15 protein-coding genes are annotated in these 18,269 nt (G+C 71.0%); 12 read left to right on the top strand and 3 right to left on the bottom strand.

Features of this window, described 5'->3' with window-relative positions:
• The 3 genes from secF (at position 1) to AB5J54_RS07865 (ending at position 4,299) form a co-directional block, all read left to right on the top strand.
• The gene (gene secF, locus AB5J54_RS07875; protein WP_369143174.1) at positions 1 to 1,071 is read left to right on the top strand and encodes a protein translocase subunit SecF; all 1,071 of its coding nucleotides are present in this window, start codon (positions 1 to 3) and stop codon (positions 1,069 to 1,071) included.
• The gene (locus AB5J54_RS07870) at positions 1,068 to 1,619 is read left to right on the top strand and encodes an adenine phosphoribosyltransferase (RefSeq protein ID WP_369143173.1); all 552 of its coding nucleotides are present in this window, start codon (positions 1,068 to 1,070) and stop codon (positions 1,617 to 1,619) included. Before secF ends, AB5J54_RS07870 begins: the two co-directional genes overlap by 4 nt.
• 229 nt (positions 1,620 to 1,848) lie before the next feature.
• Positions 1,849 to 4,299, top strand: a complete 2,451-nt coding sequence (locus AB5J54_RS07865) for a bifunctional (p)ppGpp synthetase/guanosine-3',5'-bis(diphosphate) 3'-pyrophosphohydrolase (RefSeq protein ID WP_369143172.1) — start codon at positions 1,849 to 1,851, stop codon at positions 4,297 to 4,299.
• A gap of 64 nt (positions 4,300 to 4,363) precedes the next feature.
• Here AB5J54_RS07865 and AB5J54_RS07860 read toward each other — a convergent pair whose 3' ends face one another.
• Positions 4,364 to 5,593 (bottom strand): DUF349 domain-containing protein, encoded by a 1,230-nt coding sequence (locus AB5J54_RS07860; RefSeq protein ID WP_369143171.1) that lies wholly within the window; start codon positions 5,591 to 5,593, stop codon positions 4,364 to 4,366.
• Positions 5,594 to 5,792: 199 nt separating this feature from the next.
• A complete protein-coding gene (locus tag AB5J54_RS07855) occupies positions 5,793 to 6,587 on the bottom strand; it encodes a peptidylprolyl isomerase (protein ID WP_369143170.1) in 795 nt (264 codons plus the stop codon).
• A gap of 162 nt (positions 6,588 to 6,749) precedes the next feature.
• Between AB5J54_RS07855 and AB5J54_RS07850 the strand changes: the two genes are divergently transcribed.
• The 5 genes from AB5J54_RS07850 (at position 6,750) to rpsD (ending at position 11,872) form a co-directional block, all read left to right on the top strand.
• Complete coding sequence (locus AB5J54_RS07850) at positions 6,750 to 7,457, top strand: MBL fold metallo-hydrolase (protein ID WP_369143169.1); 708 nt, start codon at positions 6,750 to 6,752, stop codon at positions 7,455 to 7,457.
• A 10-nt stretch (positions 7,458 to 7,467) separates the two neighbouring features.
• A complete protein-coding gene (hisS, locus tag AB5J54_RS07845) occupies positions 7,468 to 8,730 on the top strand; it encodes a histidine--tRNA ligase (protein ID WP_369143168.1) in 1,263 nt (420 codons plus the stop codon).
• Positions 8,731 to 8,862: 132 nt separating this feature from the next.
• Positions 8,863 to 9,489 carry a vitamin K epoxide reductase family protein gene (locus tag AB5J54_RS07840; protein ID WP_352021688.1) on the top strand — a complete coding sequence of 209 codons (627 nt, stop codon included), beginning with the start codon at positions 8,863 to 8,865 and terminating at the stop codon, positions 9,487 to 9,489.
• Between the two features lie 42 nt (positions 9,490 to 9,531).
• On the top strand, positions 9,532 to 10,884 hold the full coding sequence (locus AB5J54_RS07835; protein ID WP_369149256.1) for a replication-associated recombination protein A: 1,353 nt from the start codon (positions 9,532 to 9,534) through the stop codon (positions 10,882 to 10,884).
• A 373-nt stretch (positions 10,885 to 11,257) separates the two neighbouring features.
• Complete coding sequence (gene rpsD, locus AB5J54_RS07830; protein WP_015032311.1) at positions 11,258 to 11,872, top strand: 30S ribosomal protein S4; 615 nt, start codon at positions 11,258 to 11,260, stop codon at positions 11,870 to 11,872.
• Positions 11,873 to 11,906: 34 nt separating this feature from the next.
• Here the strand turns inward: rpsD and AB5J54_RS07825 are convergent, their stop codons facing one another.
• A complete protein-coding gene (locus AB5J54_RS07825; protein ID WP_369143166.1) occupies positions 11,907 to 14,123 on the bottom strand; it encodes an AAA family ATPase in 2,217 nt (738 codons plus the stop codon).
• Positions 14,124 to 14,280: 157 nt separating this feature from the next.
• On the opposite strand from AB5J54_RS07825, the gene AB5J54_RS07820 reads away from it, so the two are divergent.
• The 4 genes from AB5J54_RS07820 to ruvX are packed head-to-tail and all read left to right on the top strand — an operon-like array spanning position 14,281 to position 18,214.
• Positions 14,281 to 14,718 (top strand): DUF948 domain-containing protein, encoded by a 438-nt coding sequence (locus AB5J54_RS07820; protein WP_369143165.1) that lies wholly within the window; start codon positions 14,281 to 14,283, stop codon positions 14,716 to 14,718.
• 6 nt (positions 14,719 to 14,724) lie between these two features.
• A complete protein-coding gene (locus AB5J54_RS07815; protein WP_369143164.1) occupies positions 14,725 to 15,078 on the top strand; it encodes a DUF6167 family protein in 354 nt (117 codons plus the stop codon).
• Entirely contained in the window at positions 15,078 to 17,747 is a 2,670-nt protein-coding gene (gene alaS / locus AB5J54_RS07810) for an alanine--tRNA ligase (protein ID WP_369143163.1), read from the top strand. The genes AB5J54_RS07815 and alaS overlap by 1 nt, the downstream gene beginning before the upstream one ends.
• A 2-nt stretch (positions 17,748 to 17,749) precedes the next feature.
• Positions 17,750 to 18,214, top strand: coding sequence for a Holliday junction resolvase RuvX (ruvX, locus tag AB5J54_RS07805; protein ID WP_369149255.1), 465 nt, complete (start codon positions 17,750 to 17,752; stop codon positions 18,212 to 18,214).
• Positions 18,215 to 18,269: the final 55 nt, after the last annotated feature.

Raw genomic sequence — 18,269 nt, 5'->3', positions numbered from 1 at the left:
ATGTCGAAGCTCGGCGGTCTCGGCGCCCGGCTCCACCGCGGTGAGGTCGGTTACGACTTCATCGGCAACCGCAAGATCTGGTATGGCCTGTCCATCCTGATCACCATCACCGCCATCGTCGCCCTGGCCGTCCGCGGCCTCAACATGGGCATCGAGTTCCAGGGCGGCGCCGTCTTCACCACCCCGAAGTCGGACGTCTCCGTCAGCCAGGCCCAGGAGTTCGCGGAAGAGGCCTCCGGCCACGACGCGATCGTCCAGAAGCTCGGCAACGGCTCCCTGCGCATCCAGGTCGGCGGCCTCGACACCGACAAGTCCGACCAGGTCCGCGCGGAGCTCTCCAAGGACCTGAACGTCCCCGAGGCGAAGATCGCGGCCGAGCTCGTCGGCCCGAGCTGGGGCGAGCAGATCGCCACCAAGGCCTGGACCGGCCTCGGGGTCTTCATGATCCTCGTGGTGATCTACCTGGCCATCGCCTTCGAGTGGAGAATGGCGGTCGCGGCACTCGTCGCCCTCATCCACGACCTCACGATCACGGTGGGCATCTACTCCCTGGTCGGCTTCGAGGTCACCGTCGGTACGGTCATCGGCCTGCTGACGATCCTCGGTTACTCGCTGTACGACACCGTCGTCGTCTTCGACTCCCTCAAGGAGCAGACGAAGGACATCACGAAGCAGACCCGCTTCACCTACAGCGAGCTGGCCAACCGCTCGATCAACGGCACCCTGGTCCGTTCGATCAACACCACCGTCGTCGCGCTCCTTCCGGTCGCCGGCCTGCTCTTCATCGGTGGCGGCGTCCTCGGCGCCGGCATGCTCAACGACATCTCGCTGTCGCTCTTCGTGGGCCTCGCCGCGGGTGCGTACTCCTCGATCTTCATCGCCACCCCGCTGGTGGCCGATCTCAAGGAGCGCGAGCCCTCGATCAAGGCGCTCAGGAAGCGCATCATGGCCAAGCGCGCCAGCGCCGCCGCCAAGGGCGAGTCGCTGGACGCGGCGGACGACCTGTCCGCCGAGGCCGCCGTCGTGGGCCCCCGGTCCGGCCGTCGCGGCACCCAGGAGCACCGAGGATGACCGCCGAGGCCCAGGGCGTCACCGAGCTCCTGCTCAGCCGCATCCGTGACGTCCCCGACTACCCGAAGCCGGGCGTGCTGTTCAAGGACATCACGCCGCTGCTCGCGGACCCGGTGGCGTTCACGGCCCTCACCGACGCCCTCGCCGGGCTGTGCTCCGCGCACGGCGCGACGAAGATCGTCGGCCTGGAGGCCCGCGGCTTCATCCTGGCCGCCCCGGTGGCCGTCCGCGCGGGCCTGGGCTTCGTCCCGGTCCGCAAGGCCGGCAAGCTCCCCGGGGCCACGCTCCGCCAGGCGTACGAGCTGGAGTACGGCACCGCCGAGATCGAGGTGCACGCCGAGGACCTCGCCGCGGGCGACCGCGTCATGGTCATCGACGACGTCCTCGCCACCGGCGGCACGGCCGAGGCCTCCATCGAGCTGATCCGCCGCGCGGGCGCCGAGGTCGCCGGTGTCGCCGTCCTCATGGAGCTCGGCTTCCTCCCGGGCCGCTCCCGGCTGGAGCCGGCCCTGGGCGGGGCGCCGCTCACGGCGCTGATCACGGTCTGACATCGGGGTTCACCCCGATCGGGGCGCTCCGGGGAATCCCCGGGGCGCCCCTCCGCGTTCCCCCTATGTCCCCCGGGCCGCACGGCGCTGCCCCTCCGGGAGCCGTCCGAAACCCGGGCACGTGAGCACGGGCACGCATGGCTCGATACCATGGCCTTTCCGGGCCTGACCGGGGGACCCGGAACCTCCCCCAGACTCCGTCCGGGGGAACCCCCCAGAGGAGCGCTTCTTGCCAGACGAGGCTCAGTCACTCTCCGCCGCGCAGCCCGACCCGAAGGCCGAGAAGGCCGCGCCGGGGACCGGCACGCCCCAGAACAAGCCAGCGGAGACCAGGCCCACGCCTGCTGCGCCCGCCGCCCCCGAGCGGCCCGCGCCCGCCCGCTCGGGCGGCTCGTCCAACCGCGTCCGCGCCCGCCTCGCCCGGCTCGGCGTCCAGCGCTCCTCCCCGTACAACCCGGTCCTCGAACCACTGCTGCGGATCGTCCGCTCCAACGACCCCAAGATCGAGACGGCGACGCTCCGCCAGGTCGAGCGGGCCTACCAGGTCGCCGAGCGCTGGCACCGCGGCCAGAAGCGCAAGAGCGGCGACCCGTACATCACGCACCCGCTCGCCGTCACCACGATCCTCGCCGAGCTCGGCATGGACCCGGCGACCCTGATGGCCGGTCTCCTCCACGACACCGTCGAGGACACCGAGTACGGCCTTGAGGACCTGCGCCGTGACTTCGGCGACCAGGTCACCCTGCTCGTCGACGGCGTCACCAAGCTCGACAAGGTCAGGTTCGGCGAGGCCGCGCAGGCCGAGACCGTCCGCAAGATGGTCGTCGCCATGGCCAAGGACCCGCGCGTTCTGGTCATCAAGCTCGCCGACCGCCTGCACAACATGCGCACCATGCGCTACCTCAAGCGGGAGAAGCAGGAGAAGAAGGCCCGCGAGACCCTCGAGATCTACGCGCCCCTGGCCCACCGCCTGGGCATGAACACCATCAAGTGGGAGCTGGAGGACCTCGCCTTCGCGATCCTCTACCCCAAGATGTACGACGAGATCGTCCGGCTCGTCGCCGAGCGCGCCCCCAAGCGGGACGAGTACCTCGCCATAGTGACCGACGAGGTCCAGGCCGACCTGCGGGCCGCCCGGATCAAGGCGACCGTCACCGGCCGCCCGAAGCACTACTACAGCGTCTACCAGAAGATGATCGTCCGCGGCCGTGACTTCGCGGAGATCTACGACCTGGTCGGCATCCGCGTCCTCGTGGACACCGTCCGCGACTGCTACGCGGCCCTCGGCACCGTCCACGCGCGATGGAACCCGGTCCCCGGCCGGTTCAAGGACTACATCGCGATGCCGAAGTTCAACATGTACCAGTCGCTGCACACGACGGTCATCGGGCCCAACGGCAAGCCCGTCGAGCTCCAGATCCGGACCTTCGACATGCACCGGCGCGCCGAGTACGGCATCGCCGCGCACTGGAAGTACAAGCAGGAGGCCGTCGCCGGCGCCTCCAAGGTCCGCGCCGACGTGCCCAAGAAGGCCGGCAAGGACGACCACCTCAACGACATGGCGTGGCTGCGCCAGCTCCTCGACTGGCAGAAGGAGACCGAGGACCCCAGCGAGTTCCTGGAGTCCCTGCGCTTCGACCTCTCCCGCAACGAGGTCTTCGTCTTCACGCCGAAGGGCGACGTCATCGCGCTGCCCGCCGGCGCCACCCCCGTCGACTTCTCGTACGCGGTCCACACCGAGGTCGGCCACCGCACGATAGGGGCGCGGGTCAACGGGCGGCTCGTGCCGCTCGAATCGACCCTCGACAACGGCGACCTGGTCGAGGTCTTCACCTCCAAGGCCGCCGGCGCCGGGCCCTCCCGCGACTGGCTGGGCTTCGTCAAGTCCCCGCGCGCCCGGAACAAGATCCGCGCCTGGTTCTCCAAGGAGCGCCGCGACGAGGCCATCGAGCAGGGCAAGGACGCCATCGCGCGGGCCATGCGCAAGCAGAACCTGCCGATCCAGCGGATCCTGACCGGCGACTCCCTCGTCACCCTCGCCCACGAGATGCGCTACAGCGACATCTCCTCGCTGTACGCGGCGATCGGCGAGGGCCATGTCACGGCCCAGTCCATCGTGCAGAAGCTGGTCCAGGCGCTCGGCGGCGAGGAGGCCGCCACCGAGGAGATCGACGAGGCCGCACCGCCGACGCGTGGCCGCTCCAAGCGCCGCTCCAGCGCCGACCCCGGTGTCGTCGTCAAGGGCGTCGAGGACGTCTGGGTGAAGCTGGCCCGCTGCTGCACGCCCGTGCCCGGCGACCCGATCATCGGCTTCGTCACCCGGGGCAGCGGCGTATCGGTTCACCGCAGCGACTGCGTCAACGTGGAGTCGCTGTCGCGGGAGCCGGAGCGGATCCTGGACGTCGAGTGGGCCCCGACCCAGTCCTCGGTCTTCCTCGTCGCCATCCAGGTCGAGGCCCTGGACCGCTCCCGGCTCCTGTCCGACGTCACCCGGGTCCTCTCGGACCAGCACGTCAACATCCTCTCGGCGGCCGTCCAGACCTCCCGCGACCGGGTGGCCACCTCCCGCTTCACCTTCGAGATGGGCGACCCGAAGCACCTGGGCCACGTCCTGAAGGCCGTACGGGGCGTGGAGGGCGTGTACGACGTCTACCGCGTGACCTCGGCCCGCAGGCCGTAGCGGCGCGTACGAGAAAGGCCCCCGGCGCGATGCCGGGGGCCTTCCTCGTACGCGGGTGCGGGTCTCAGCCGCCGAACTCCTCCAGGCCCTTCAGCGCCTGGTCGAGCAGGGCCTGGCGGCCCTCCAGCTCACGGGACAGCTTGTCGGCCTTGGCGTCGTTGCCGGCGGCGCGGGCCGCGTCGATCTGCTTGCGCAGCTTCTCCACGGCGTCCTGCAGCTGACCGGTCAGACCCGCGGCGCGCGCACGCGCCTCCGGGTTCGTCCGGCGCCACTCGGTCTCCTCGGCCTCCTGGATCGCCCGCTCCACCGTGTGCATCCGGCCCTCGACCTTGGGACGGGCGTCACGCGGGACGTGGCCGATGGCCTCCCAGCGCTCGTTGAGGGAACGGAAGGCCGCGCGCGCCGCCTTCAGGTCCGTCACCGGCACCAGCTTCTCGGCCTCGGTCGCGAGATCCTCCTTCAGCTTGAGGTTCTCGGTCTGCTCCGCGTCCCGCTCGGCGAAGACCTCGCCGCGCGCCGCGAAGAAGACGTCCTGAGCGCCGCGGAAGCGGTTCCACAGGTCGTCCTCGTGCTCGCGCTGGGCGCGGCCGGCCGCCTTCCACTCCGCCATCAGCTCGCGGTAGCGGGCCGCCGTGTTGCCCCAGTCGGTGGAGTTCGACAGCGACTCCGCCTCGGCGACCAGACGCTCCTTCGCCTTGCGGGCGTCCTCGCGCTGGGCGTCGAGCGACGCGAAGTGCGCCTTGCGCCGCTTCGAGAACGCCGAGCGGGCGTGCGAGAAGCGGTGCCACAGCTCGTCGTCGGACTTGCGGTCGAGCCGGGGAAGGCCCTTCCAGGTGTCCACGAGCGCCCGCAGCCGCTCGCCGGCGGAGCGCCACTGCTCGCTCTGGGCCAGCTCCTCGGCCTCGGTGACGAGCTTCTCCTTGGCGGAGCGCGCCTCGTCGGTCTGCTTGGCCTTCTGGGCCTTGCGCTCCTCGCGGCGCGAGTCGACCGTCTCGACGAGCTTGTCGAGACGGGTCGCGAGCGCGGCCAGGTCGCCGACGGCGTGGTGCTCGTCGACCTGCTGGCGGATGTGCTCGATCGCCGCGGTGGCGTCCTTCGCCGAGAGGTCGGTGGTCCTCACCCGCTTCTCGAGGAGGCCGATCTCGACAACCAAGCCCTCGTACTTGCGCTCGAAGTAGGCCAGGGCCTCCTCAGGGGTGCCGGCCTGCCACGATCCGACGACCTTCTCGCCCTCGGCCGTCCGCACGTACACGGTGCCCGTCTCGTCGACACGGCCCCACGGGTCGCTGCTCACAGCGCCTCCTCACCATGATGCCGTCGCGGGGTCGTACCCCCCGGGCATCGTCCACAGTTTCCCGGCGGGCCTCGCCCGCCATCGCAGCGCGGCCGACGGCCCACGCTGCACAACGCCAATCTAGGCGAACCGCGGCCCGGCTGTCCGCACTCAGCGCGACCGAGATTGGACGGTCACGCGCGCGTGCGGACGAGCGGGCTCACTTCTTCGCGACGGTCGCCTTCTCGATGGTGACCGGCTTCTTCGGGGCGCCGTCGGTGGCGCCGCCCTGGACACCGGCCTTCGCCACGTCCTGGACCGCCTTCAGGCCCGCCGGGTCGATCTTCCCGAAGGGGGTGTAGCTCGGGGGCAGCTTGGTGTCCTTGTAGACGAGGAAGAACTGCGAGCCGCCCGTGCCCGGCTGCCCCGTGTTCGCCATGGCGACGGTGCCGGCCGGGAAGGTCACCGTGCCGTCCGCACCCGCCTTGCCGAGGGCGGTCAGGTTCTCGTCGGGGATCGTGTAGCCGGGGCCGCCGGTGCCGTCGCCCTTGGGGTCGCCGCACTGGAGCACGTAGATGCCCTCGGTCGTGAGGCGGTGGCACTTGGTCCCGTCGAAGTACTTCTTGTCGGCGAGGTGCTTGAAGGAGTTCACCGTGTGCGGCGTCTTGGCCGCGTCCATGGTGATCGTGATCTCGCCCTCGTTCGTCTTGAGGGCCATGGCGTACGTGGCCTTCTGGTCCACGGTCAGCTTCGGCTCCGGGCTCGCCGACTCGCTCTCCGTGGGCGCCGGGGTGGTGGGCGTGTCGCTCGCCGTGTTGTCCGAGCCCTTCGAGGAGTCGTCCGTCAGCGCCACGGAGGCGTAGACGGCGCCGCCCGCGGCGAGCACCACCGCGAGGGAGGCCGCGATGACGGTGCTGCGGCGCTTCGCCTTGCGCCGGTTCTCCTCCCGCCGCTGCTGCTGCCGCGCGTACTTCTCCCTGGCAAGCTGCCGCCGCCGCTGATCGCTGGTGACCACCGGGTCCGCTCCTGTCGCTCGGTTGTTCCTGTCCTGGCCGGATGTGCCCGTACCGTATACGGGTTGGCTGTGGAACCGGCACCGCCGGTAGGCTCTGATCTGCCGCATTCCGTGTTTCCACGAGTTCCGCGCCCGCGTGCCGGACGACAACTAAGGACGAACGTGCTGATTGCCGGGTTCCCCGCCGGGGCCTGGGGGACCAACTGCTATCTGGTCGCCCCCGCCGCAGGCGAGGAGTGCGTGATCATCGACCCGGGCCACCAGGCCACGCAGGGTGTCGAGGAGACGCTGAAGAAGCATCGGCTCAAGCCCGTCGCCGTCGTCCTCACCCATGGACACATCGACCACGTCGCCTCCGTCGTTCCGGTGTGCGGCGCCCATGACGTCCCCGCGTGGATCCACCCGTCCGACCGCTACATGATGAGCGACCCGGAGAAGGCCCTCGGCCGCTCCATCGGGATGCCCCTCATGGGCGAGCTGACCGTGGGAGAGCCCGACGACGTGCGCGAGCTCACCGACGGCTCCCAGCTGAAGCTCGCCGGTCTGGAGTTCTCCGTCGCCCACGCGCCCGGTCATACCAAGGGGTCGGTGACCTTCCGGATGCCCGAGACCACGGAGATCCCCTCCGTGTTCTTCTCCGGGGATCTGCTGTTCGCCGGCTCCATCGGACGCACCGACCTTCCCGGCGGTGACATGGACGAGATGCTCGCGTCGCTGGCCCGCGTGTGCCTGCCGCTCGACAACTCGACCGTGGTCCTGTCGGGACACGGTCCCCAGACGACCATCGGCCAGGAGCGCGCCACGAACCCCTATCTGCGGGACGTGGCGGCCGGCCTTGGGAGCACGGACGCTCCCCGACGAGGAATGTGACGAGATTTTCGTGAGCACCTTCAAGGCCCCCAAGGGCACGTACGACCTGATCCCGCCCTACTCCGCCAAGTACCTGGCGGTCCGGGACGCGATCTCCGGACCGCTGCGCAGGTCCGGCTACGGCTACGTCGAGACCCCCGGCTTCGAGGACGTGAACCTCTTCGCCCGCGGCGTCGGCGAGTCCACCGACATCGTCAGCAAGGAGATGTACGCCTTCGAGACCAAGGGCGGCGACAAGCTCGCCCTGCGTCCCGAGGGCACCGCCTCCGTGCTGCGCGCCGCCCTGGAGGCGAACCTCCACAAGCAGGGCAACCTGCCGGTCAAGCTCTGGTACTCCGGCTCGTACTACCGCTACGAGCGCCCGCAGAAGGGCCGCTACAGGCACTTCTCCCAGGTCGGCGCCGAGGCCATCGGTGCCGAGGACCCGGCGCTCGACGCCGAGCTGATCATCCTGGCCGACGAGGCGTACCGCTCGCTGGGCCTGCGGAACTTCCGCATCCTGCTGAACTCGCTCGGCGACAAGGAGTGCCGCCCCGTCTACCGGGAGGCCCTGCAGACCTTCCTGCGCGGCCTCGACCTGGACGAGGACACCCTGCGCCGCGCCGAGATCAACCCGCTGCGCGTCCTCGACGACAAGCGGGCCGACGTCCAGAAGCAGCTGGTCGACGCGCCGCTCCTGCGCGACTACCTGTGCGACGCGTGCAAGGCGTACCACGAGGAGGTGCGCGCCCTGATCACCGCGGCGGGCGTCGTCTTCGAGGACGACCCCAAGCTGGTCCGCGGCCTCGACTACTACACCCGCACCACCTTCGAGTTCGTCCACGGCGGTCTCGGCTCGCAGTCGGCGGTCGGCGGCGGCGGCCGCTACGACGGCCTCTCCGAGATGATCGGCGGCCCCGCGCTGCCGTCGGTGGGCTGGGCGCTCGGTGTGGACCGTACGGTCCTCGCCCTGGAGGCGGAGGGCGTCGAGCTCGACATCCCCGCCGCCACCAGCGTCTTCGCCGTCGCCATCGGCGAGGAGGCCCGCCGCCTCCTCTTCGGCAAGGTCACCGAGCTCCGCAGGGCCGGCGTCGCCGCCGACTTCTCCTTCGGCGGCAAGGGACTCAAGGGCGCCATGAAGGACGCCAACCGCTCCGGTGCCCGCCTCGCCGTCGTCGCCGGTGAGCGCGACCTCGCGGAGGGCGTCGTGCAGCTCAAGGACATGGAGTCCGGCGAGCAGCAGGCCGTCTCCCTGGACGAGCTCGTCGACGCCGTACGGGCCAAGCTGGCCTGATCCGCCGTACTCGAGGGCCCGGACCGCACCCTGGTCCGGGCCCTTCCTTATCTCCCGCGAACGGCCGGACGACAGGTCCGTGTTGCAGAATGACCGTGCCCACAAGGCCGGTCGAGCGAGGGAAAAGGTGACATGGCGAAGGCAGCGGTGGACGAGGTCGGCTCCGGCCGGGACGGCGGCGGCACGATCGGAGCGAGCCGGGCCTTCTCGTGGCTCCTCGTGATCACCGGGGCGGCCGGACTGCTCGCCGCCTGGGTCATCACCATCGACAAGTTCAAGCTCCTCGAAGACCCCAACTTCACCCCGGGCTGCAGCCTCAACCCGATCGTCTCCTGCGGCAACATCATGAAGAGCGAGCAGGCCTCGGTCTTCGGCTTCCCGAACCCGATGCTCGGCCTCGTCACGTACGCCATGGTCATCGCGATCGGCGTGGGCCTGCTCGCCGGAGCCCGCTACCGCCGCTGGTACTGGCTCGGCCTCAACGCCGGCACCCTCTTCGGCGTCGGCTTCTGCACCTGGCTGATGTACCAGTCGCTGTACGAGATCAACTCGCTCTGCCTGTGGTGCTGCCTCGCCTGGGTCGCCACCATCGTCATGTTCTGGTACGTGACCTCGCACAACGTGCGCCTCGGCGTGATCCCCGCCCCCGGCGGCCTGAAGACCTTCTTCGACGAGTTCACCTGGATCCTGCCGGTCCTGCACATCGGGATCATCGGCATGCTGATCCTGACCCGCTGGTGGGACTTCTGGACCAGCTGAGCCGGGCAACTCTGTCAGTGCCCTGACTTAGGCTTCATGACTGTGGAGCCCGACCTCTTTACCGCAGCAGCCGAAGACCGCCAGGAGAAGGACCCTGCCAGCAGCCCGCTGGCCGTCCGGATGCGCCCCCGCACCCTCGACGAGGTGGTGGGGCAGCAGCACCTGCTCAAGCCCGGATCGCCGCTGCGCCGACTCGTCGGGGACGGGGACGGCGGCCCCGCCGGGGCCTCCTCGGTGATCCTCTGGGGCCCGCCGGGAATCGGCAAGACGACCCTCGCGTACGTCGTGTCGAAGGCGACGAACAAGCGCTTCGTGGAGCTGTCCGCGATCACCGCTGGCGTCAAGGAGGTCCGGGCCGTCATCGACGGCGCCCGGCGCGCGGTGGGCGGCTACGGCAAGGAGACCGTCCTCTTCCTCGACGAGATCCACCGCTTCTCCAAGGCCCAGCAGGACTCGCTCCTTCCGGCCGTCGAGAACCGCTGGGTGACGCTGATCGCCGCCACCACCGAGAACCCGTACTTCTCCGTCATCTCCCCGCTCCTCTCCCGCTCCCTGCTCCTCACCCTGGAACCGCTGACCGACGAGGACCTGAAGGGCCTGATGGCCCGGGCGCTCACCGGCGAGCGGGGACTCGGCGGGGCCGTGACCCTGCCGGAGGACGCCGAGGCGCACCTCCTGCGCGTCGCCGGCGGCGACGCCCGGCGCGCCCTGACCGCCCTGGAGGCGGCGGCGGGCGCCGCGATCGCCAAGGGCGAGGCGGAGATCACCCTCCAGACCGTCGAGGAGACCGTCGACCGCGCGGCCGTGAAGTACGACCGGGACGGCGACCAGCACTACGACGTGGCCAGCGCGCTCATCAAGTCCATCCGCGGCTCGGACGTGGACGCGGCCCTGCACTACCTGGCGCGGATGATCGAGGCGGGGGAGGACCCGCGCTTCATCGCCCGCCGGCTGATGATCTCCGCGAGCGAGGACATCGGCCTCGCCGACCCCAACGCCCTGCCGATCGCCGTCGCCGCCGCCCAGGCCGTCGCCATGATCGGTTTCCCCGAGGCGGCCCTCACCCTGAGCCACGCCACCATCGCCCTGGCCCTGGCCCCGAAGTCGAACTCCGCGACGACCGCGATCGGCGCCGCCCTCGCGGACGTCCGCAACGGCCTCGCGGGCTCGGTCCCGCCGCACCTGCGGGACGGCCACTACAAGGGCGCGGCCAAGCTCGGCCACGCGCAGGGGTACGTGTACCCCCACGACGTACCGGGCGGCATCGCGTCCCAGCAGTACGCCCCGGACTCGATCCACGGCCGCCAGTACTACGAACCGACGCGGTACGGAGCGGAGGCGAGATACGCGGACGTCGTGGAGCGCGTGCGCGAACGCCTGAAGGGGGACGGCTAGACCCGGCCGCGGGCCCTGCCTGACGGGCCGGTGCGAAGGCACACCGCGAAGCCGGTACACTGGTCCGGATCGCTGCGTCCCGTGTCCGACTCCGGTCGGCACCACCAGAACGGGACAGTCAGCCGGAGACCCGGCCCTCGGGCGGGGTTTCCAGGAGCGTCGCGCACCTTCGAAGGTGTCGCGGGCCACCCATCACCACCCGGATTCCCGGGAGCGGCGATGGGTCGTTCGCGTGCTGCACGTATGTGCCCAGACCTGGGAGCGGCTGCCCGCCACGTCCGTCCCGTACGGACCAGACGGGTTTCCCGGGCTGCGGATGCGACCTCCCCTAACCCTGGTGAAGCCGTATTCGTACAGATAGAGAGGTTGGTTCATGCCGAACCAGTCCCGTCCCAAGGTCAAGAAGTCGCGTGCCCTCGGCATCGCGCTGACCCCGAAGGCCGTCAAGTACTTCGAGGCCCGCCCCTACCCGCCGGGCGAGCACGGCCGTGGCCGCAAGCAGAACTCGGACTACAAGGTCCGTCTGCTCGAGAAGCAGCGTCTGCGCGCCCAGTACGACATCAGCGAGCGCCAGATGGCGCGCGCCTACGACCGTGCCAAGAAGGCCGAGGGCAAGACGGGCGAGGCGCTGGTCGTCGAGCTCGAGCGTCGCCTCGACGCCCTGGTCCTGCGTTCGGGCATCGCCCGCACCATCTACCAGGCCCGCCAGATGGTCGTGCACGGTCACATCCAGGTCAACGGTGGCAAGGTCGACAAGCCGTCGTTCCGTGTCCGTCCGGACGACGTCGTCATGGTCCGCGAGCGCAGCCGCACCAAGCCGCTGTTCGAGATGGCCCGTGAGGGTGGCTTCGCCGCCGACGGCGAGACCCCGCGCTACCTGCAGGTCAACCTGAAGGCCCTGGCCTTCCGCCTCGACCGCGACCCGAACCGCAAGGAAATCCCGGTCATCTGCGACGAGCAGCTGGTCGTCGAGTACTACGCCCGCTGATCTCAGCAACGGCGCAGTACCACCCCCGCGGTGTTCAGCCCGCCGCTTCCCCGCCCTTTCCGGTGGGGGAGCCGGCGGGCTTCCGCGTTCCCGGGACCCCCGCCGACCTGGCCGTACGGAACGGACGCGGGGCCGTCGGATCGGCCGGGCCGGCGAGGGCCGGATCCCGGCGCCCGGCGAGCGCGCGCTCCACGACCGCGTCGAGCGGCAGGCACCGGCCCTCCCGCACCGCGTGATCGAAGGCCTCCGTGCCCAGGGCCTCCGCCGCCCGCTGCTCGCACAGCGCCCGCGGCCCGTCGAAGGCCTCCGAGCCGAAGAGCCGGATGCCCACCGTGTCCCACACCGGCACCGCGGCCCCCTGGAGGACCGCCGCCTCCGCCGGATCCCCCTCGCTGACCGTCACGAGCGCGAGCAGCTCGATCGCCAGGACGAGACCGACCAGGTCACGGAAGGTGTGGTTGATCGAGACGCACTCGGTGAGCAGCTCCCGCGCCTCCGCGAAGGCGTCCCGGGTCCACGCCGAGTACGCCAGGACGTAGAGGGCGTAGGCCCGGGTCCACTGCTCCCCGCGTTCCTCGCAGACCTCCCGGACCTCCCGGCAGATCGCGACCGCCCCCTCCAGGTCGCCCCGGAAGGCCCGGGCCATCGCCACCTCGACCTGGCCCATCAGCACGTTGCTGTTCAGCTCGCCGAGTTCCCGGTACGAGTCGAGGGCCCTCCCGATCAGCGACTCGGCCCGCGGCAGATCGTCCGAGAGCAGCGCGAGACAGCCCATCCGGTGCGTCGCGTACGCCTCCGCCAGCGCGTTCCCCGTGGACCTGGCCCGCTCCCCGCACTCGTGCAGCGCGGCCACCGCCGCCGTGCCGTCGCCCTGGAGGACCGCCACGTACCCGAGCACCCACAGCGCCTTGAGCCGGGCCTCCTCGTGCCCGGACTCCAGCGCGAGCGCCCGCTCCAGCCAGTGCCGCCCCTCCGAGAGACGCCCGCAGCCGACCCAGGCGAACCAGAGCGTGCCCGCCAGGTGCTGGGCGAGGTGGGCGTCGTCAGGGAATTCGAGGCACACGTCGAGGGCCGCCCGCAGATTGGGCAGCGCCGCCTCCGTACGGGCCGCGACCTCCGGCTGGCGGGGGCTGAACCACTCCAGCTCGCACCAGGTGGCGAGCCCCATGTACCAGTCGCGGTGCCGCCGCCGCATCCGCTCCGTGTCGCCGAGCGCCGCCAGCCACTCCGCCCCGTACGCGGCGACCGTGTCCAGGAGCCGGTAGGCCGGGCCCGCGGGCGTGTCCTCCCGGGACACCAGCGACTGCGCGAGCAGGCCCCCGAGACGGTCGAGGATCCGCTCGGGCGGCAGCTCCCTGCTCCCGCACACGTACTCCACCGCCTCCAGGTCGAAGGGCCCGGCGAACACCGAGAGGCGCGCCCACAGCAGCCGCTCCTCGGGGGTGCACAGCTCGTGGCTCCAGCCGATCGCGGTCCGCAGCGTCTGATGGCGGGGGAGGGCCCCGCGCTCGCCGTCCGTCAGCAGCCGGAAGCGGTCGTCGAGACGGTGCAGCATCTGCTCCACGGAGAGGAGGGGGAGGCGGCCGGCCGCGAGTTCGAGGGCGAGCGGGATGCCGTCGAGCCGTCGGCACAGTTCCCGTACGGCCGCCGCGCCGGGCTCCGGGGCCAGGACCGTCCCCGTACCCGGGACGAGCGACGCCGCCCGGTTCACCGGCACCACCGGCGCGCCCGCCTCCGCGGCCCGCTCGGCGAGCAGCGCCACCGCGTCCGCCTCGTCCATCGGGGCCAGCGGGAACACCGCCTCGCCCGCCACCCGCAGCGGCCGACGGCCCACCGCGAGCACGGTGAGACCGGGCGCGTGCGCGAGGAGCTCGCGCACCAGCGGCGCGCAGCTCTCCACCAGGTGCTCGAAACCGTCCACGACCAGCAGCATCCGCCGCTCCGCGAGGTGATCGAGCAGGACCTCGCGCGGGGCCTTCGGCGTGTGGTCGGTGAGACCGAGGGCCTCGACCAGGGCGTACGCGACCAGGTCGGGGTCGCGCAACGGCGCCAGCTCGGCGAGGCGCACCCCTTCGCCGTAGCGATTCTGCGCTCCCGCGGCAGCCCGCAGCGCGAGGCGTGTCTTGCCGACCCCGCCGACGCCCACGACCGTGACCAGGCGGGATGTCTCGAGGAGCGCCGTCAGTGCGGCCTGCTCGGCGGCCCGTCCGACGAACCGGTTCAGCTCCGCCGGGAGATTGCTCCGTCGCATGGGACACGGAGCGTACTCACCCGCGCGCGCTCCGTACAATCGGGTTGCCGTAACTCCCGTCCCACGGGCGGTAATGCGGTACGGCAGGACAGCCCGGGCGCGATAGGGTCGGGGGACGACTTTCACAAGGCCCAACGACAGCAGAGAGCGGTGCACAGTGACCGGTGGAGAGGTTGCCGGGATCCTGGTGGCCGTGTTCTGGGCGATCCTCGTCTCCTTCCTCGCCGTGGTGCTGGTGAGGCTGGCGCAGACGCTCAGGGCGACCACCAAGCTGGTGGCGGACGTGACCGAACAGGCCGTTCCCCTGCTGGCCGACGCCTCCGCGACCGTCCGCTCGGCGCAGACCCAGCTCGACCGGGTCGACGCCATCGCCTCGGACGTCCAGGAGGTCACCTCCAACGCCTCCGCGCTGTCCACGACCGTCGCCTCCACCTTCGGCGGCCCGCTCGTCAAGGTGGCCGCCTTCGGCTACGGCGTCCGCAAGGCGCTCGGCCGGGGCCGTGACGCGGAGGACGCGCCGCGGGAGGCCGTCCGCCGTACTGTGATCGTCGGCCGAACCGTGCCGTCCTCGCGACGCCGGAAGCAGAAGGGCTGAGCCGCGATGTTCCGCCGCACGTTCTGGTTCACGGCCGGCGCAGCCGCCGGCGTGTGGGCCACCACCAAGGTCAACCGGAAGCTCAAGCAGCTGACCCCCGAGAGCCTCGCGGCCCAGGCCGCGAACAAGGCACTCGAGACCGGCCACCGCCTCAAGGACTTCGCCCTCGACGTCCGTGCGGGCATGGTCCAGCGGGAGGCCGAGCTGGGCGAGGCGCTCGGCCTGGACGCCCCCGTGGACCAGGTCCGGGAGCTCCCGGAGCCGCGCCGGAGGGCCGCGCTCGACCCCGCCGCGCACCCGACCACCTATTCGTTTTCCAAGATGCCTACGAGTTCGTACAACCGGAATGAGGACCACTGATGGAGTCGGCTGAAATCCGCCGCCGCTGGCTGAGCTTCTTCGAGGAGCGCGGGCACACCGTCGTCCCTTCGGCGTCGCTCATCGCGGACGACCCGACTCTGCTGCTCGTCCCGGCCGGCATGGTGCCGTTCAAGCCCTACTTCCTGGGCGAGGTCAAGCCGCCCTTCACGCGCGCCTCCAGCGTGCAGAAGTGCGTGCGCACGCCGGACATCGAAGAGGTCGGCAAGACCACCCGCCACGGCACGTTCTTCCAGATGTGCGGCAACTTCTCCTTCGGCGACTACTTCAAGGAAGGCGCCATCAAGCTCGCCTGGGAGCTGCTGACCACCCCGGTGGAGCACGGCGGCTACGGGCTGGAGCCGGAGAAGCTCTGGATCACCGTCTACCTGGAGGACGACGAGGCCGAGCGCATCTGGCGCGACGTCGTCGGCGTCCCGGCCGAGCGCATCCAGCGCCTCGGCAAGAAGGACAACTACTGGTCGATGGGCGTCCCCGGCCCCTGCGGCCCGTGCTCCGAGATCAACTACGACCGCGGCCCCGACTTCGGCGTCGAGGGCGGCCCGGCCGTCAACGACGAGCGGTACGTGGAGATCTGGAACCTGGTCTTCATGCAGTACGAGCGCGGTGAGGGCTCCGGCAAGGACGACTTCCCGATCCTCGGCGAGCTCCCGTCGAAGAACATCGACACGGGCCTCGGCCTGGAGCGCCTGGCGATGATCCTCCAGGGCGTCCAGAACATGTACGAGACGGACACCCTCAAGGTCGTCATCGACAAGGCCACCGAGCTGACCGGCGTCGACTACGGCAAGGCCCACGACAGCGACGTCTCGCTCCGCGTGGTCGCCGACCACATGCGCACCTCCGTGATGCTCATCGGCGACGGCGTCACCCCCGGCAACGAGGGCCGCGGCTACGTGCTGCGCCGCATCATGCGCCGCGCCGTCCGCAACATGCGCCTGCTCGGCGCCACCGGCCCGGTCGTCCAGGACCTCGTCGACACCGTGATCAACACGATGGGCGAGCAGTACCCGGAGCTGGTCACCGACCGCAAGCGCATCGAGACCGTCGCCCTCGCCGAAGAGGCCGCCTTCCTGAAGGCCCTCAAGGGCGGCACCAACATCCTCGACACCGCCGTCACCGAGACCAAGGCCGCCGGCGGCACGGTCCTCGCCGGCGAGAAGGCCTTCCTGCTCCACGACACCTGGGGCTTCCCGATCGACCTCACCCTGGAGATGGCCGCCGAGCAGGGCCTCTCCGTGGACGAGGACGGCTTCCGCCGCCTGATGAAGGAGCAGCGGGACCGCGCCAAGGCCGACGCCAAGGCGAAGAAGACCGGCCACGCCGACATGACGGCCTACCGGGAGATCGCCGACTCCAACGGCGCCACCCAGTTCGTGGGCTACACCAACACCGAGGGCGAGACCACGGTCGTCGGCCTCCTCGTGAACGGCGTCCCCTCGCCGGCCGCCTCCGAGGGCGACGAGGTCGAGGTCGTCCTCGACCGCACCCCGTTCTACGCCGAGGGCGGCGGCCAGATCGCCGACCAGGGCCGCATCAAGCTGCACAGCGGTGCCGTCATCGAGGTCCGCGACGTCCAGCAGCCGGTCCCGGGCGTCTCGGTCCACAAGGGCTCGGTGCAGGTCGGTGAGGTGACCGTGGGCGCCACCGCCTACGCCGCCATCGACGTCAAGCGCCGCCGGGCCATCGCCCGCGCCCACTCCGCCACGCACCTGACGCACCAGGCGCTGCGCGACGCCCTCGGCCCGACGGCCGCCCAGGCCGGTTCCGAGAACCAGCCCGGCCGCTTCCGCTTCGACTTCGGCTCGCCGAACGCCGTGCCCGGCCAGGTCCTCACCGACGTCGAGCAGAAGATCAACGAGGTCCTCTCGCGCGAGCTGGAGGTCCACGCCGAGGTCATGCCGATCAACGAGGCCAAGCGCCAGGGCGCCATCGCCGAGTTCGGCGAGAAGTACGGCGAGCAGGTCCGCGTCGTCACCATCGGCGACTTCTCCAAGGAGCTGTGCGGCGGCACGCACGTCGGCAACACCGCCCAGCTGGGCCTGGTGAAGCTGCTCGGCGAGTCGTCCATCGGCTCCGGCGTGCGCCGCATCGAGGCCCTCGTCGGCGTCGACGCGTACAACTTCCTCGCCCGCGAGCACACGGTTGTCGCCCAGCTCCAGGAGCTCGTCAAGGGCCGCCCGGAGGAGCTGCCGGAGAAGATCTCCTCCATGCTCGGCAAGCTGAAGGACGCCGAGAAGGAGATCGAGAAGTTCCGCGCGGAGAAGGTCCTCCAGGCCGCCGCCGGTCTCGTGGACTCCGCCCGCGACATCCGCGGCGTCGCCCTCGTCACCGGGCAGGTCCCGGACGGCACCGGCGCCGACGACCTGCGCAAGCTGGTCCTCGACGTCCGCGGCCGCATCTCGTCCGACCGCCCGGCCGTCGTGGCCCTGTTCACCACGGTCAACGGCAAGCCGCTGACGGTCATCGCCACCAACGAGGCCGCCCGCGAGCGCGGCCTCAAGGCCGGCGAGCTGGTCCGTACGGCCGCCAAGACCCTCGGTGGCGGTGGCGGCGGCAAGCCGGACGTCGCCCAGGGCGGCGGCCAGAACCCGGAGGCCGTCGGCGAGGCCATCGCCGCGGTCGAGCGCCTCGTGGTGGAGACGGCGTGACGATGCGCCGCGGCCGCCGTCTCGCGGTCGACGTCGGGGACGCCCGGATCGGGGTCGCCTCGAGCGACCCCGACGGGGTCCTCGCGACGCCGGTGGAGACCGTGCCGGGACGTGACGTCCCGGCCGCCCACCGGCGGCTCCGCCAGATCGTCGAGGAGTACGAGCCCATCGAGGTCGTCGTGGGTCTGCCCCGCTCGCTCAGCGGGCGGGAGGGCCCGGCCGCGACCAAGGTGCGCGCCTTCGCCCGGGAGATGGCCAAGGGCATCGCCCCGGTGCCGGTCCGGCTCGTCGACGAGCGGATGACCACGGTCACCGCGACCCAGGGCCTGCGGGCCTCGGGCGTGAAGGCGAAGAAGGGGCGGTCCGTGATCGACCAGGCCGCCGCTGTGATCATCCTTCAGAACGCTCTTGAGTCCGAACGGGTATCAGGTAATCCGCCCGGTGAGGGCGTCGAAGTGGTCATCTGATCGCGATACGGTAACGTTCCGCGCGATGCGGCGGTGTTCGAACAGCTGCCGCACT

The organism is Streptomyces sp. R44 (assembly GCF_041053105.1).
In the GTDB taxonomy this organism is placed as follows: Bacteria; Actinomycetota; Actinomycetes; order Streptomycetales; family Streptomycetaceae; genus Streptomyces.
Note: the sequence above shows the minus strand (reverse complement) of the source record. Positions and strands in the feature narration are given on the sequence as shown.

Excerpts from the sequence above, each read along its gene's own strand:
- AB5J54_RS07870 (WP_369143173.1), top strand. The coding sequence starts at position 1,068 with ATGACCGCCGAGGCCCAGGGCGTCACCGAGCTCCTGCTCAGCCGCATC.
- secF (WP_369143174.1), top strand. The coding sequence starts at position 1 with ATGTCGAAGCTCGGCGGTCTCGGCGCCCGGCTCCACCGCGGTGAGGTC.
- rpsD (WP_015032311.1), top strand. The coding sequence starts at position 11,258 with ATGCCGAACCAGTCCCGTCCCAAGGTCAAGAAGTCGCGTGCCCTCGGC.
- AB5J54_RS07815 (WP_369143164.1), top strand. The coding sequence starts at position 14,725 with ATGTTCCGCCGCACGTTCTGGTTCACGGCCGGCGCAGCCGCCGGCGTG.
- AB5J54_RS07840 (WP_352021688.1), top strand. The coding sequence starts at position 8,863 with ATGGCGAAGGCAGCGGTGGACGAGGTCGGCTCCGGCCGGGACGGCGGC.
- ruvX (WP_369149255.1), top strand. The coding sequence starts at position 17,750 with ATGCGCCGCGGCCGCCGTCTCGCGGTCGACGTCGGGGACGCCCGGATC.
- AB5J54_RS07825 (WP_369143166.1), bottom strand. The coding sequence starts at position 14,123 with ATGCGACGGAGCAATCTCCCGGCGGAGCTGAACCGGTTCGTCGGACGG.
- alaS (WP_369143163.1), top strand. The coding sequence starts at position 15,078 with ATGGAGTCGGCTGAAATCCGCCGCCGCTGGCTGAGCTTCTTCGAGGAG.